This window comes from Bradyrhizobium sp., assembly GCF_036009065.1.
Lineage (GTDB): Bacteria > Pseudomonadota > Alphaproteobacteria > Rhizobiales > Xanthobacteraceae > Bradyrhizobium.
In genome coordinates this window covers 1-14,588 of record NZ_DASYMN010000118.1, presented here as the reverse complement: position 1 = coordinate 14,588, position 14,588 = coordinate 1, and the positions used below count along the sequence as shown (strand labels likewise).

Below are 14,588 nucleotides of genomic sequence, written 5' to 3'. Positions count from 1 at the left end.
GGATCGAGCGCGAAGCGCACCAGCATGCCTTCGCTGCGCCCGATCCAGTTGCGCTGCATCAGCCGCACCTTGTCGGGCCAGCGGTCGAGCGTATCCAGCGCGTCGAGCAGCTCCTGCGCATATTTGGTGATCTTGAACACCCACTGGTTCATCTCGCGCTGCTCGACCACGGCGCCCGAGCGCCAGCCGCGGCCGTCGATCACCTGCTCGTTGGCGAGCACGGTCATGTCGACCGGATCCCAGTTCAGCTTGCGCTGTTCGCGCTCGGCAAGGCCCGCTTTCAGGAAATCGAGAAACAGTTTTTGCTGATGCTTGTAGTAGCCGGGATCGCAGGTCGCGAATTCGCGTGACCAGTCCAGCGACAGCCCGATCGATTTCAGCTGCTTCTTCATCGCCGCAATGTTGTCGTAGGTCCACGCCTTCGGCGCCACCTTGCGCTCCATCGCGGCATTCTCCGCCGGCAGCCCGAACGCATCCCAGCCCATCGGATGCAGCACGTTATAGCCGCGCGCCCGCATATAGCGCGCGATCACGTCGCCCAGCGTGTAGTTCCTGACATGCCCGATATGGATGCGCCCGGAGGGATACGGGAACATCTCCAGCACGTAGTATTTTTCGCGGGGGTCGTCGTTCCTGGTGGCGAAGATGCCCTGCTCGTCCCATTCGCGCTGCCAGCGCGGCTCGGATTCACGGGCGTTGTAGCGTGAAGAGGTCATTAGAATCCTGGAAATCTAGATAAGCGTAGACATTGCGGTTTACTTACAATCGATCAGTCTTCACCCTCATCCGACGAGTCTCCTCCCATGAGGGAAAGCAGGGATCCAGACTCCACTTTGGGCGCCGGAGCCTTTCTCTCGGCATCGGTGGGTTGAGGTAAGTCTATTGCCCGAAAGCACTCGCCAGCTACGACTTTATCGAGAGCAGCAACTAATTCCGGCTCCATTGCGAGCGACGCTTCGAGAACCCACAGTAGTTTCAGAAACTCGTCGGTCATGCGCGGTGTCCAGCTCGCGGGTCGAATGTCGTCCAAGGGCGAGGATTTTTTGCCCGCCCGAACCTTCATCCGATAGCCAAGCCAAGACTGAACGACCTTCAAACCGGATACTTCAAATTCCCAGACCTCCGGTTTGACAGGACCGAAGCGGCCATCACCGACGCATACCTCGCGCTTTTCTAAGTCATATGTGTAGTCGACGGGATATTTCGTAGTGTTGCTTGAAACGGCTTTGACATTTTTCGCGGAACCAGGTGGAATCGAATCGTCACGGCCCTGTCCGCGGAATCGCTCAGCATATGTATGCAGCCAGATTAGACGGCGGCCCAACGTCGCAGTGGTTGCGAAAGTTGCAGCATCTGTGGTCAAGGGAACGCGGGGGCCCGGCGTTTCAAGCTCGTTCCAAAACCGAGATGTGTACGATTGACCGCCAAAAAGAGCATAGACGTAAGCGACAAGATCCTCCGCATTCACAGGCGATTCATACATTGCGGAAATCTGTCCAAGCAAGCCGCCAGTAACATTTGGCTCAGCGGCGCCCGCATCTCGATACAGCGGCATGACCATGCCGTGGCGGCCATGAAAAAAGTTCAAATCGGGGAGGTGAGCAGCAACCATTCCTGCCTGCCCGTGTCCAAGAGCCTCAGTAATCAGGCTGCATAAAAAAATCTGGCTGTCGCTTTCGCTTTTGATAAGAGGAAAACGAATGTAGTCACCTACACGAGTATCAATAATTGCGTGGTGCAAGTCATAAGATCTAAACGAATAGGGTCTGTTGACAGGCATTGGGCTTGTCGGTGATAGATCGGCCAAAGGTTCGCCGGAACTGCCGTCACGGGATTGGTAATCGATATCGCGGTCTCGACTATTTTTGAATAATTTAGCCCGCATAGTGTTGTCGGATGCCAGCAATGCCTGCCATCTCTTTGCCAAGACGTCAGCTTCTTCGGCTATAGGCCAAGTTCTCTGAAATTGCGCGCCGGTATGTGCCCATGGGAAAATGTCTCTTATTTGAGGCCAATCAAAATAGTCTCCGTCGCCGATAGGCAAAAACGGCTTATGCCAATCATTCGGACAGTCTGTCCAAACGACGGATGCTAGCGAATCGATGGCCTCAAGAACAGATAATTTATCTTCACGTGTAACCCCGCCTATCTTGGCGTACCGAACTCGTGCGGGGGTATTTGATGATTTCGTATTGCTACGGATGCCAATTGCAATCGCGACCGGCGTTTGGATATTGAAGACGTTTGGCGTCTTGCGCGTGCCAAGATTATCGCCACCGAGATCGAGGATCCAAAGATCATCAAAAGTGCGACGCATCATCTCGCGTACGCCAACAAATCCGGGACCAGCTAAATAGCTTGAGGCAGTAATGAACGTAACGATACCGCCACAGTTCTGCTGCTCGAATAGCCGCCAAAGCGCCCAACGCCAGAAATAAATATAGTCGTTGTACAAATTCTTCAGATGCACTCCTGCGCCGGCCTTTGTCGCAGGCTCGGTGAAATCGGTGAGGATGGGACGCTCTCCCTGCTCTTCTTGTTTCGCGCCGCCTTGGACCTGATCGCCAAACCGCACCCAATCGCCCTTTCGTTGCGTGCGGGTGTCTCCTTCTTCGATATTCTGACGGTCGTAGGGTGGATTGCCGATGCACACAAGAATATCGCCGCCCTGCTTGAGCTTTCGAGCGGCTTCGTGCTCTTGAGTTAGCGCCTTATGGGTAAGGTCAAGTCCGCCAGGCGGAGCCTTATTTGGACTGGCTAGCGTATCTGCTAGATAAATTTTAAGCCGTTCTCCCAAAAGACTTGGCTGTTCTTCCTTCTGTTTTTCTTCGTTCATTGCGCCTTCTAGCGCTTGCTTGAGCCGCAAATGAGCGACGGCATAAGGGCCGACAAGAATCTCGAATCCGTACATGTTCTTGGCCATCTGCGATGCGCGCGCAGAAACAGCACCTTCGCCCGAGTAGGCTTTCACCTTTTCCAACGCGTGTTTTACAGTTGCGACAAGGTAGGTGCCGGTACCTACCGCAGGGTCCAGAAAAACAACACCGTCATCAGCAAACCCGAGCTTTTTGCCGAACTCGTTTTCAAGGAGTTCACTTGCGAGCCGGACTTGCAATTCAACAACCTCGCGAGGAGTGTAGTAGACGCCGTAGTCATTACGTAATTTTCGATCATAGGCCGCGAGAAAATCTTCGTAAAAATACAGCCAAAGGTCCGGCTTGCTCTTTAGGAATTCTATCGGGTCCAGGGCCTCGAGAGAGCGCTGCAACAATTCAAAGCCTACCCGCAACTCATCACGTGCTCCCGGCTGCCCTAGAAGCTCCAGCGCACGCGCCAAAAGACCATTGTCTTTGTCGAGGGTCTTGGCTGCTTCAGTTGGCGCAAGGTTGATCGCGCCAGAGAGACGCGCAAGCAGCATCGCGTAAGTGACTGTCTGCGCATACGCATCAGCAAACTGCGCGTTATCAGCTTCTGGAAAAAAATATTGCCTCCATTCGGTGGCAAGGAGCCCAACATTGGAACCGCTGGTGCTAAGTGCAATCTCCACCTCACTCCGCAAAAAACGAGTTAAAGGCGCAAGATAATTCGCAAGCCCGGCGGGCTTGTGCGGTACGATTGGCTTCCAAAAAAGAAACTCGCGAATCAACCCTTCAAAGTTATCGGCATTTTCAGTGCTAATCGCCGTCTTGCCTGCGTCGGTTGGATCGTCGTCGAACCGAACGATTGCTCCTTTTCTCTCGCCATCGCGATAGAGAGACCATTCTCTACCATCTGTGTAAATTAGGTTGGGTAGACCCTTGAGCTTTTCCCATTGCTCCTTGTTGTGCTTGCCCTTTAGCTTTGGTGCGTTCGCGCCCAGACCCGGTGCCTTCAACTCGATATAGCCGCAAATCAAGCCCCCTACGTATATTGCAACGTCAGGGCGGACCCTGTGGTCTGTCAAGTGGGCTTCGGTTCGACTTGAAACGGCTAACCCGAAAGTGCTTCCTGCTGTTTCGATGGCAGTCGCAACTGGGGCCTTTAGTTGGTCCTCCGGCGAAGCCGAACCCGGAAGAGTAAATTTCGATTTCAGCAAGTCCGCAAATGTTTCGAGTGCTGTAATGATCATGAGCACCATCCCACAGCACTCTCGCCGACCTCGACGGATATCGAAGCGCCCTTGGACAACACATCATCCCACCGCCGTTGCCAGCGCGGTTTGGATTCGCGTACGTTGTAGCGTTCGGTGTTCATGGAAACGCGGGCTTTTATGTGGTCGGGCCGACCAAAGGACGGCGGACTAGGGCATAAAAGCGACCGCGGGGTCAACGGCTTGACACCTCACCCCACCATCTTCATTCCATCCGCCCCCGCATCCCCCGCCCGCACCAGCCCGTGCTCGACCACCGCATTCCTTCCGCGGTGCTTGGCGGCATACAGCGCCGCGTCCGCCGCCTCGATCAGGTCCTTTGGCGCCTGCACGTCGCTGGGGGTGGTGCACGCGACGCCGACCGAGACGGTGACGTATTGATAGGCGCTGGTGGCGTGCGGCATGCCGAGATCCTGGACCGCGGCGCGGACCATTTCGCCGGCGGCACGCGCGCGGGCGGCGTTGAAATGCGGCAGCAGCAGGCAGAATTCCTCGCCGCCATAGCGCCCGGCAAAGCCGCCGGTCTCGTCGGCGATGGCGGCCAGCGCCTCGCCGAGTCGGGACAGACAGACGTCGCCTTCGGGGTGGCCATAGGTGTCGTTGTAGAGCTTGAAATGATCGACGTCGATCATCAGCAGCGCCATTTCGCTTGAGGACTGCTGCGCCTTCAGCCATTCGAAATCGAGCCGGCTCTGGAAACCGCGGCGGTTGGCGAGGCCCGACAGCATGTCGATCGAGGCGATCACGGTGAGGCGGTCATTGGTGGCGACCAGTTCGCGTTCGCGCTGGCAAAGCTGGGCTGCCATGGCGTTGAGCGAGCGCGCCAGCGGCACGAACTCCGCGGGCAGTCCCTTGCGGGTGGCGCGCACCGACCAGTCGCCCTGGCCGTATCGTTTGGCGATGCCCGCCATGATCTCGATCGGCTGGATGATGAGTTTTTCAGCCGCGATCAGCGCGCCGAGCAGCACCAGCAGGCAGACGAAGCCGAGCTGAAAATAAGCCGACTTGATGTCGCGGTTGATGCTCGCGGAAACCTTGGTTTCATCGATCGAAACGATCAGGCGGGAATCGGTGCCGGAAATGCGCGCGAACGAGGCGGTGCGCTTGGCGCCGTCGGCGGAGGTGAACGAGACCGATCCCTTGTTCTGGTCTGAACCAAGCGCCTGGTCGGCGACCACCGACAGCAGCGGCAGCTGCTTCAGCGAACGGCCGATCATGCTGGCCTGATCCGGAGGCGCCGCCAGCACGGTGCCGGCGCTGTCGACCAGCACGGCCGACACACCCGGCCGGCCGCCGAGATTGCTCATGGCCATCGACATCCAGTCGAGGTTGACGGTGGCGATGACGAAGGCGTCTTCGTCCTGATCGACCGCGGCCACCGGATAGGCGGCGACGATGGTCGGCTGCTTGGACGCCCGGCCGAACAGGTAGTCGCTGAGGACGAAGCCGCGGGTCTCCTGCATCTTCTTGAAATAGGGCCGGTCGCTGAGATCGACGCCGACCAGGCCGTTCAAGGTCGAACATTGCACCCGGCCGTCCTTGCCGACGATCGACATGCTTCTGATCCATGGCAGGTCGACCGTCAGGCTGGCGCGCAGGATCAGGCAGCTCTTGCCGACGCCGCCGGCGGAGGCGCGGATATAGGCGGCCGATTTCAGCATCGCCTCGACCGAGGAGATCACTTCGCGCTGCGCGTCGGCGCTGTGCTGGGCGAGGTTGGCGAATTCCTGGGATGCGGCGGCGACCTGCTTGGCGCGGGTGTCCTCGAGCGAACGCACGCGTTCCAGCATCAAGGGCCCCGCCAGGATCAGCGCCAGCAAGGCCAGCCGCGCGCGGATTCCGAACAGCGCCTTGAGTTTGGCCCGGTTGCGGTTGAAACTGACGCTCGACATCACAGCTCCCCTACCCCCCGTATAAGTACGGGCAAGGGTTCAAGAAGCCTTTCCCGGATCGGGTAAAATTCGAACGATCTTAAAACTTTGCAACTGGATGACATGGCAAACGAGAACGGCGCGCCGGTAACCTCGCCTTTACCAAACGGACTCGACGTCGTTGAGCGCGATATCGCCCGCGCCTGTACCGAATCGCGCCGGGAGCGTTCCTCGGTGACGCTGATCGCGGTATCGAAAACCTTCGATGCCAGAGCGATCGCGCCGGTGATCGCCGCCGGACAGCGCGCCTTCGGCGAAAACCGCGTGCAGGAGGCCAGAGCGAAATGGCCGGGGCTGATTTCGGCGCATCCCGGGCTTAAGCTGCATCTGATCGGGCCGCTGCAATCCAACAAGGCGAAAGACGCGGTCGCCCTGTTCGACGCCATTCATTCGGTGGACCGGCCGAGCATTTGCGAAGCATTGGCCAGAGAGATCAATTTGCAGCAGCGCGCGCCGGATCTGTTCGTCCAGCTCAACACCGGCGAGGAGCCGCAGAAGGCGGGCGTCGCGCCCGCCGAGGCCGACGCGTTCATCGCCCGCTGCCGCGATCATTACGGGCTGACGATTTCCGGGTTGATGTGCATCCCGCCGCTGGACGACGCCCCGGCGCCGCATTTCGCACTGACCGCCAAGATCGCCGCACGCAACGGCCTGACGAACCTGTCGATGGGCATGAGCGCCGATTTTGCCATTGCGATCCAGCTCGGCGCGACCCATGTGCGGGTGGGCTCGGCGATCTTCGGGGCAAGATAGAGAAAATACTCGCGTCGTCCCCGCGAAGGCGGGGACCCATAACCCCTGGCATCGCTTGTTAGCGGAAGGCCTTTGCTCCAGTACTAAAACGATAACACACGGCGTATGGGTCCCCGCCTTCGCGGGGATGACGCAGAATATGTTGCAAAGTCGCGCTACACATTCAGCCGTCATCCAGAGGAGCCGCGCCCTTGCGCGGCGTCTCGAAGGATGGCCGCAAGGTGTGTGTGTCCGCATCCTTCGAGGCTCGCCGTAAAGAACGGCGAGCACCTCAGGATGACGGCGCATGAAGAGCGAGCCCAGTCATCCAATCACGATCTTCGTCTCCGGCCCGATCCGCTTGAGCAATCGCAGCATCGCCGCCTTCGTCATCGACACGCATCCGGCGGTCGGTGAAAAATCGTGGCGCGCCAGATGCAAGAACACCGCGCTGCCGCGGCCGGCGATGCGCGGGTGGGTGTTGTGATCGATCTCGATGATGAAATCGTAGAGATGATCGTCGCGCCTCAGCCGGTCGCCGCCGTCCTTTGCCGCGAGCCGCAGCGGCCGGTTGTAGTGCCGGCTCGACGGATCCTCGCACCAGGCGTCCTGCGGGCCGGTCGCGCGGACCGGGAGAAACGTCGACGGCCGGGGATGGCGGTCCGCGCGCCACCACACCTGCCGTGGCCGGAATGTGCCCTTTGGCGTGCCGCCATCGCCTTCGCGCTTGTTGGCCCTGATGCCGCCGCGCCCGAGCGCGACCGGGATGATCTGGCCCCCGGCGATCAGCCAGCCGCGGCTACGCTGACCTGCCGCGGCGCGAACCATCACGGAAGAGAGCGGCCGGGTTGCCCGATTCGTATGATAAGCGTTTGAAATACCTGTATTTCTCATGCCAATACGGAATTCTGGCCCCACGCGGACGCGCAAATGCCCTATTTCGCGCCATTACAGGACATTCATCAAAAAAGCTGCCGGTTTTGCGCTAGAGTACCGGCTTCGCTTTGTGAATCGGTAACGGGTTCCTATCTCAGAACGAAACTAGCTCAGGCGAACCAGACGCGCTCCCGCGAATCCCGCCTCCATTAAGGATTGTACGCAATGGCCAATGCCCGCAAGATCCTGATCGTGGATGACGACAACGATCTGCGCGATGCGCTGGTGGAGCAGCTGTCGCTGCACGAGGAATTCGAGGCCTCCGCGGTCGATACCGGCGCCAAGGGCGCCAGCGCCGCGAAAATCAATTCGCCCGATCTGGTGCTGATGGATGTCGGACTGCCGGACACCGATGGGCGCGAAGTGGTGCGGTCTTTACGCAAGGGCGGTTTCAAGGCCCCGATCATCATGCTCACCGGGCACGATACCGATTCGGACACCATCCTCGGGCTGGAATCCGGCGCCAATGACTATGTGGCAAAGCCGTTCCGCTTCGCGGTGCTGCTGGCGCGGATCCGCGCCCAGCTGCGCCAGCACGAAGCCAGCGAGGACGCGGTGTTTTCTGTGGGGCCCTACAGCTTCCGGCCGGGCTCCAAGATGCTGACCGGCGCCAACGCCAAGAAGGTGCGGCTGACCGAGAAGGAAACCGCCATCTTGAGATTCCTGTACCGCGCCGGCCAGATGCCGGTGTCGCGCGAGACGCTGCTGCAGGAAGTCTGGGGCTACAACTCCGGCGTCACCACCCACACCCTGGAAACCCACATCTACCGGCTGCGCCAGAAGATCGAGAAGGACGCCGCCACGCCCGAGATTCTGGTGACGGAAGCCGGTGGCTACAAGCTGGTGCCGTGATACGATTCGTTTTAATCGATTCGTAATGGCATTTTCAGCGCGTCCCGATCACCCGGTTTTCCATGTCGATCGAAGATGATGTTGCCCTGCTGGAGCGCGTCCCGACACTGCGCCTGTTGGGGCGGGAAGCCTTGCGCGTGCTGGCGATCGGCTCCGAGCATCGCGAATTTGCCCGCGGCGACGCGCTGTTCCGGATCGGCGAGGAGGCCGACTGCGGCTACGTCGTGCAGCGCGGCGCATTCCGCGTCACGTTGGACGACGGCAGCAGCGCCGAGACCATCGCCGGCCCCGGCGCGCTGATCGGCGAGCTGGCGCTGATCGTTCCGATGCAGCGGCCGGCCACCGCGATCTCGCTGGAATTCTCCACCGTGATCCGGCTCGGACGCACGATGTTCTCTCGTGTGCTGGAAAGCGACCCCGCCGCCGCCCGCCGCCTGCGCGACGACCTCGCCGGCCGCACCAGCCAGATCGCCAGCGATATTTTGATGGCGGGCGCGAAGCTGAGTATTTGAGTTTCCCTGTCGTCCCGGCGAAGGCCGGGACCCATAACCCCTGGCCTCGCTTGTTGCAGAAGGCCTTTGCTCAAGGGCTAAAACGATAGCACACGGCGTATGGGTCCCGGCCTTCGCCGGGACGACTCGTGGAAAGGCAACGCGCGAAGCCTACACCTCCAGCACCGCCGTCACCGGGACATGATCCGATGGCCGCTCCCAGCCGCGGGCGTCGCGCGTGATCCGAAAATCGCGGACGCATTCGCCGAGCGCGCGGGAGACCCAGATGTGGTCGAGCCGGCGACCGCGGTCGGCCAATGTCCAGTCGGCGGCGCGATAACTCCACCAAGTGTAGACTTTTTCCGACAGCGGAATTTTGGCGCGCGCGACATCGATCCAGTCGCCCTGCGCCTGGGCCGCCAGCAGCTTTTCGCATTCGATCGGGGTGTGCGACACCACCTTCAATAATTGCCGGTGCGACCACACGTCATGCTCGTGCGGCGCGACGTTGAGGTCGCCGACCAGGACATGCCGCTCCTCGCCGCGCGGATGCAGCGGCTCGCACGCTCTCATCTCGTCAAGGAATTGCAGCTTGTGCTCGAACTTCGGATTGAGCTTAGGGTCCGGAATGTCGCCGCCGGCCGGCACATAGAAATTATGCAGCACCAGCGGCTTTTGCAGCCGCGCCTTGTCGCCGAAGGCAACCGAAATGTGGCGCGAATCGATCTTGTCGCAGAAAGTGCGGATATCGGTGGTGTCGAACGGCAGCCGCGAGATCACCGCGACGCCGTGATAGCCCTTCTGGCCGTTCAGCGCGACGTGTTCGTAGCCGAGCCGCTTGAAGCGTTTTAGCGGAAACGCATCGTCGGGGCATTTTGTCTCCTGCTGGCACAGCACATCCGGCCGCACCGCCTTGATGAACTTGGCGACCAGGTTGATGCGCAGGCGAACGGAGTTGATGTTCCAGGTGGTCAGGGTGAATTGCATGGAGTGAATTTGCGGGCCTTTGTGTGTCACCGCCGGGCTTGACCGGCGGTCCCTCCTTTGAAGATGGATGGATACGCGGGTCAAGCCCGCGTATGACGCTGCGGCCCGGGCCCGCTGGATATCGTGACTACCGGCCGAAAATCCGCTATTTCTCAAGCGAACTAAGTAGCCTGGATTCCTCGATGAAGCCGCGGATGAGTCACCTGATGATCGGCTCCCTGACCCTGGCGTTGATCGCCGGGTCGCTCGGTGGCGTGCTGGGTTACCGGAAATTCGTCAGCACCAAGCAGCGCATCCCGCTGCGCGTCATTTTTGAAGGCTCGGCGTCCGGCCTGCACAAGGGCGGCAGCGTCAATTTCGGCGGCATTCGGGTCGGCGAGGTGATGTCGCTGAAGCTCGACAATCCGCGCCGGGTGGTCGCGCTCGCCATGATCGACAACACCGCGCCGGTCCGCAAGGATACGCTGGCGGGCCTCGAATTTCAGGGACTGACCGGCGTCGCGGCGCTGTCGCTGATCGGCGGCTCGCCGGAGGCGCCTCCCGTTCCGCTGGATCAGGACGGCATTCCGATTCTGATTGCCGACCCGGAGGCGACGCAGGACGTCGAGACCAGGATAAAAGCGGCGCTGCGCAACGTCGACAAGGTGATCGCCGACAATCAGGCCGATCTGAAAGCGACGATGCGCAATCTTCAGGCGTTCACGGCGTCGCTGGCGGCCAATGGCGAGAAGCTCGATCATCTGGTGCGGCGCGCGGACAGCGGCGTCGGCACGGTGAGCCTTGGCCTTGCCAAGACCGACGAATTGTTGACCGGCGTCGGCAGCGTCGATTTCGGCGAATTGCTCCCCGCCGTGCAGTCGGTTCGCGAACTGGCGCAAAGCTTCTCCAAGAAATCGGCGGCCGTGATGGCCGACAGCCGGAAAATGCTGGGCGAGATCAGCGCGTCGATTAACAAGTTCGGCGGACCGCGGCGGTAGCTGCTGCGACGTTGCGGCAAGCGGCGGTCGCCAGTCGGCGTTAGCGCCGGGCAGCCGCGGTGAAGACGCCGCCGCCGACGTAATTGGTGCCTTGGATAGCGACAGTTCCGCCCATCTCTCCGACCGGGGAGGTGGGCGAGCGATAGAAGCTGCCGATCAGGCCCATTTGCCGGTTGCCGGCATTGCCGGCGAGCGCGCCGCTGAAATTGGAGGTGTTGCCCTGAAGCGCAACCGTTCCCGAATAATTGGTATTGTCGAGGCCGGTCACGGCAACGGCGCCGGTTCGCGTGCCGAAATTGACTTCATTCGAGAAATTGCCCGCCACAACCCTTACGTCGTTCGCCCTGCTGCTTCCGACATTGGCGACGACCTGGCCGATATAGGTCGCGGTACCGGTGACCGGCACGTCGCTGGCCTGCGCCGGACGCCCTGCCACCCATAGACCGAAAATCGACTCGTTGGTGCTGGTCGCGTGGACCGACCAGAATCCCCAGCGCGTGTAATCGCATCGACAGACCGTCAGGTCTGGTTTGCCGAGATTCGTCGCCAGTTGGCGTGTGGCGTCGGGGGACACATTGATCAGTTCGCCGTCATAGGGGATGGTATTGAAGGTAGCGCCTCGCTTGGCTTGCGCTGAAAAATTGTTGTAGTCGGCATAGATGCTGGCTGTCGGGTCCATCGGATCCGTCGATCCGAACTGAAACGTGTCTTTGGTATTGCCGAACGACGTGAAGTTCGCCTGAACGCGGTTGCCGGCGGCGTCCAGCACGACTTGCGAAGTGCCGAAGATCGCCTGGTTGTCCACCTCAATGACATCGCGGTGGTAAAATCCGCCGACGAAGCCGCCCAGCGTCACCGATGGACGCGGATCGATGGTGGGCCGCTGCTCGACGACGGTCTGCGCGGCGGCGGTCGTCTGTGCCGAGGTCTGGATCGTCTGGTTGAGGTTTGTGTTGGTCGTCGCCGTCTGCACATTCGCAGGCACGGGGGCCGGCGTTGGCGTCAGTGGGCCGGCGACCGATGCCGCCGATCCCGTCGCGCGACGCTCGGCTGCCGCAACATTGCCTCGCGATGCCGTTCCCGGCGCAACGCCGCCGGTTTGTCCGCCGGCGCTTTGGAAGAGTTGAAGCATGCTTGTCACAAAGCCGGGCGGCGGTGGTCCGGGCGGCGTCGGAACTCCGCTCCCGGTTTGCGTATACTCGTTGGCGCCAAGCGTGACGGTGACGCCACCGGATGTGACCGACGTTGAACCGTATCCCGCGTAAACGCTTGGCCCGTTCACGATGGCGACGCCGCCGCGAATGCCGAGCGTCGCGGTGCGGGTCTTGATCTCCGCATTGCCGTTATGGCTGATCAGGCCGCCGACGAAGCGCATCGCGCCTTTGCCCACGGTCGCGGCGAGACTGCCGGTGCCGGCTTTTGGATCGAACACGTACTCGTCTATCGTCACTTCGCTGTTCGGTCCGACGGTCATCGATGTCTTGTCGATGAACAGGACCTGCACCGAACCGCTCGCCGTGGTGCGGATGCGTTCCATGTGAGCGATCGACGATCCGATGGTGATGGTGCGCAGATTCACCGTCGCGGCAGGATTGACGGCCGAGGCGGTGCCGACCTGCGCGGAGAACGCCGGAGCGCTCAGCGGCGCGGCCGTGGCCAGGGCGACGGCCATCTTCAAGGTCAGGAGTCTGGTCATGACTGGCATCGCTAAACCCTCAGAACCGCAGCGTCGGCCCGAAGCCGATCGAAAAATTCGATGTCGTAAAGTTCGGCAGGCTGGAGTCGATCTTCGAGTACTGGATTTGCGTCCTTAAGCCGACATTGTTGATGAGTTGCGCGTCGAAAATCGCGCCGTAGCGCTGTTCCCTGTCGCGGCGGATCGTCAGCGGATCGATGATGGCATTGGGGGTTATGTAATTCGCCCAGCTGTAGCCCACCGTCGGTGCGACCACAAACTGATGCGGCGTGCCGAACAGCGAAAGGGCGAACTCGAAAGGAAACGCCACGTCGAGCGAGTAACGCCGGTAGCTGTTGTAATCGAAAATCGCGCGGTTCTCGTCGTAGCCGGCGCGCGCCACCCAGTGCAATCCCGGCATCAGAACGAAATCGGTGGTGACCGCCGAGGTCAGCAGCCCCCCGGTCTGTTGACTTGCGGTCGGATAGTTCAGCGAATTGGAGAAGTTTCGATAACGGCCTTCGACGTAACCTTCGATCTGGCCGATGCTGCCGATGGCCGAGCGCGCCGACACGCCGGCGCCTCCGGCATTGAAATAATTCGCGTCTCCAAGCCAGACCTGGTCGCCAATACCGTAAAATTTAAACGAAGCGTTCTGGCCCAGCGCGATGCGCGGTCCGACCAGAAGCTCGACGACACCCAGATTGAACTGATCGATCATGAACTGACGTGAATTCAGCCCGACGAAGGTTGCCTCGACCGCGTCGCCGCGCATATTGGTCTTGTAGGCATAGTTCGCGGCCAAAATCTGGAAGGAATTCCAGTCCGGCTTCTTGCCGAATTTGTTGTCGAGAATGGCGTCTTGGCCGAGTGCACGCACCATCAGGCCGTCAGGTCCGATGTTGGCATTGGTCTGGTACCGCAGGCCTGCATGGAAGAAGACGTTGTACTCGTATTTTGCGAGCCGGCGATCGATCTCCGCCAGATAGGCCTGGACCTGTCCGCGAATTTCGTCCGGAGCGCCCGACTTCAACGCCTCCTGAAAATAGCCGCGTGCCAGTTCGTAAGAGCCGAGCTTGAAATAGAGAACGCCGAGTTCAAGCTTCACGCGCGGAAGGTCGGGATTGAAAAACAGCATCCGCTCAAGCGCGCCGATAGCGGCTTCATAATCGCCGCGGGCCACTGCCTGTTCGGCAAACTTGAAGCTCACCTCGAGATTGGAGGGGCTTTTGTACATTTGCTGAAACAGCGCGTCGTAGTCGAACCGAACGACCGACGTGCCGATGACGGCCGCGCCGGTGGGTTGCTGCGCGGCGGCGCCCGAAAAAAAAGCCAGGCTCGCAAGCGCGCAGCCGGTCGTTGCCTTTAGCGCTGAAATGAACTTCACGCCCGCCCCAGATTGCTGGCGGAAACCCGTTTCCGTCTGCGCGGAATGAAAAGGATTTCCGTGAGATGATGGCGATCAGCTTAGCCAATGCTCCCGGAAAATGAAGCATGGCCAAGGGCGCGCGCGGGGTTTTCCGCGATGCGTAACTTTTAAGTCACACGCGGAGAATCGTCCGGTATTGCGGATGTTGCGCGCTGGGGAGAAGGATCGTCACCCCGGGGGCGTCTGATAGTTCGTGAAATCGATCTTGAACAGGCCGGGATCGAGCTTCTTCGAGGTGTCGAGATTGTACACCGCCACCGTGGTGTCGTAGCCCTGCGGGTCGGTCACGGTCCACTGCTTGAGCTGGTTGTCCTTGGCGCCCATCATCAGCATCAGCCGGCTGGTGCCGATGATCGCGCTCTTCTCCTCGATGGTGATGCTGATGAACTGGTCGTCGGCGCTGACGTTGACGACGTTGGTGTCCTTCATCAGGTCGATGCGGTCCGACA

General features: G+C 60.5%; 12 protein-coding genes. 4 read left to right on the top strand and 8 right to left on the bottom strand.

Annotated elements, in window-relative coordinates; all coding sequences use genetic code 11:
• The 3 genes from VGP39_RS07675 to VGP39_RS07665 all read right to left on the bottom strand — a co-directional run.
• A partial coding sequence (locus tag VGP39_RS07675; RefSeq protein ID WP_327567506.1) for a class I tRNA ligase family protein occupies window positions 1-716 on the bottom strand: 716 nt, incomplete at its 3' end.
• Window positions 717-769: 53 nt separating this feature from the next.
• The gene (locus VGP39_RS07670; RefSeq protein WP_327567505.1) at window positions 770-4,108 is read right to left on the bottom strand and encodes a type ISP restriction/modification enzyme; all 3,339 of its coding nucleotides are present in this window, start codon (window positions 4,106-4,108) and stop codon (window positions 770-772) included.
• Window positions 4,109-4,320: 212 nt separating this feature from the next.
• A complete protein-coding gene (locus tag VGP39_RS07665; RefSeq protein WP_327567504.1) occupies window positions 4,321-6,021 on the bottom strand; it encodes a diguanylate cyclase domain-containing protein in 1,701 nt (566 codons plus the stop codon).
• A 102-nt stretch (window positions 6,022-6,123) separates the two neighbouring features.
• Between VGP39_RS07665 and VGP39_RS07660 the strand changes: the two genes are divergently transcribed.
• Window positions 6,124-6,813, top strand: coding sequence for a YggS family pyridoxal phosphate-dependent enzyme (locus tag VGP39_RS07660; RefSeq protein ID WP_327567503.1), 690 nt, complete (start codon window positions 6,124-6,126; stop codon window positions 6,811-6,813).
• A gap of 303 nt (window positions 6,814-7,116) precedes the next feature.
• On the opposite strand, the gene VGP39_RS07655 is transcribed toward VGP39_RS07660, so the two are convergent.
• Window positions 7,117-7,686 carry a L,D-transpeptidase family protein gene (locus VGP39_RS07655; protein ID WP_327567502.1) on the bottom strand — a complete coding sequence of 190 codons (570 nt, stop codon included), beginning with the start codon at window positions 7,684-7,686 and terminating at the stop codon, window positions 7,117-7,119.
• A 207-nt stretch (window positions 7,687-7,893) separates the two neighbouring features.
• Here VGP39_RS07655 and VGP39_RS07650 point away from each other — a divergent pair, with 207 nt between their 5' ends.
• Together VGP39_RS07650 and VGP39_RS07645 are read left to right on the top strand one after the other, a co-directional pair.
• A complete protein-coding gene (locus VGP39_RS07650; RefSeq protein ID WP_327567501.1) occupies window positions 7,894-8,580 on the top strand; it encodes a response regulator transcription factor in 687 nt (228 codons plus the stop codon).
• A 62-nt stretch (window positions 8,581-8,642) separates the two neighbouring features.
• Window positions 8,643-9,092 (top strand): cyclic nucleotide-binding domain-containing protein, encoded by a 450-nt coding sequence (locus VGP39_RS07645; RefSeq protein WP_327567500.1) that lies wholly within the window; start codon window positions 8,643-8,645, stop codon window positions 9,090-9,092.
• 150 nt (window positions 9,093-9,242) lie between these two features.
• Here the strand turns inward: VGP39_RS07645 and VGP39_RS07640 are convergent, their stop codons facing one another.
• Window positions 9,243-10,058, bottom strand: a complete 816-nt coding sequence (locus VGP39_RS07640; RefSeq protein ID WP_327567499.1) for an exodeoxyribonuclease III — start codon at window positions 10,056-10,058, stop codon at window positions 9,243-9,245.
• 206 nt (window positions 10,059-10,264) lie between these two features.
• On the opposite strand from VGP39_RS07640, the gene VGP39_RS07635 reads away from it, so the two are divergent.
• Window positions 10,265-11,035, top strand: coding sequence for an MlaD family protein (locus VGP39_RS07635; RefSeq protein WP_327567498.1), 771 nt, complete (start codon window positions 10,265-10,267; stop codon window positions 11,033-11,035).
• A 40-nt stretch (window positions 11,036-11,075) separates the two neighbouring features.
• Here VGP39_RS07635 and VGP39_RS07630 read toward each other — a convergent pair whose 3' ends face one another.
• From VGP39_RS07630 to VGP39_RS07620, 3 genes are all read right to left on the bottom strand, one after another.
• Complete coding sequence (locus tag VGP39_RS07630) at window positions 11,076-12,731, bottom strand: FecR domain-containing protein (RefSeq protein WP_327567497.1); 1,656 nt, start codon at window positions 12,729-12,731, stop codon at window positions 11,076-11,078.
• 19 nt (window positions 12,732-12,750) lie between these two features.
• Window positions 12,751-14,088, bottom strand: a complete 1,338-nt coding sequence (locus VGP39_RS07625) for a tetratricopeptide repeat protein (protein ID WP_327567507.1) — start codon at window positions 14,086-14,088, stop codon at window positions 12,751-12,753.
• A gap of 219 nt (window positions 14,089-14,307) precedes the next feature.
• Window positions 14,308-14,588 (bottom strand): outer-membrane lipoprotein carrier protein LolA (locus VGP39_RS07620; protein ID WP_327567496.1); only part of this gene is annotated, 281 nt, incomplete at its 5' end.

What these genes read in the sequence shown, in the direction of transcription:
- VGP39_RS07670 (WP_327567505.1), bottom strand. Translation starts at nt 4,108, where the DNA reads ATGATCATTACAGCACTCGAAACATTTGCGGACTTGCTGAAATCGAAA.
- VGP39_RS07640 (WP_327567499.1), bottom strand. Translation starts at nt 10,058, where the DNA reads ATGCAATTCACCCTGACCACCTGGAACATCAACTCCGTTCGCCTGCGC.
- VGP39_RS07665 (WP_327567504.1), bottom strand. Translation starts at nt 6,021, where the DNA reads ATGTCGAGCGTCAGTTTCAACCGCAACCGGGCCAAACTCAAGGCGCTG.
- VGP39_RS07655 (WP_327567502.1), bottom strand. Translation starts at nt 7,686, where the DNA reads ATGAGAAATACAGGTATTTCAAACGCTTATCATACGAATCGGGCAACC.
- VGP39_RS07645 (WP_327567500.1), top strand. Translation starts at nt 8,643, where the DNA reads ATGTCGATCGAAGATGATGTTGCCCTGCTGGAGCGCGTCCCGACACTG.
- VGP39_RS07635 (WP_327567498.1), top strand. Translation starts at nt 10,265, where the DNA reads ATGATCGGCTCCCTGACCCTGGCGTTGATCGCCGGGTCGCTCGGTGGC.
- VGP39_RS07630 (WP_327567497.1), bottom strand. Translation starts at nt 12,731, where the DNA reads ATGACCAGACTCCTGACCTTGAAGATGGCCGTCGCCCTGGCCACGGCC.
- VGP39_RS07650 (WP_327567501.1), top strand. Translation starts at nt 7,894, where the DNA reads ATGGCCAATGCCCGCAAGATCCTGATCGTGGATGACGACAACGATCTG.
- VGP39_RS07660 (WP_327567503.1), top strand. Translation starts at nt 6,124, where the DNA reads ATGGCAAACGAGAACGGCGCGCCGGTAACCTCGCCTTTACCAAACGGA.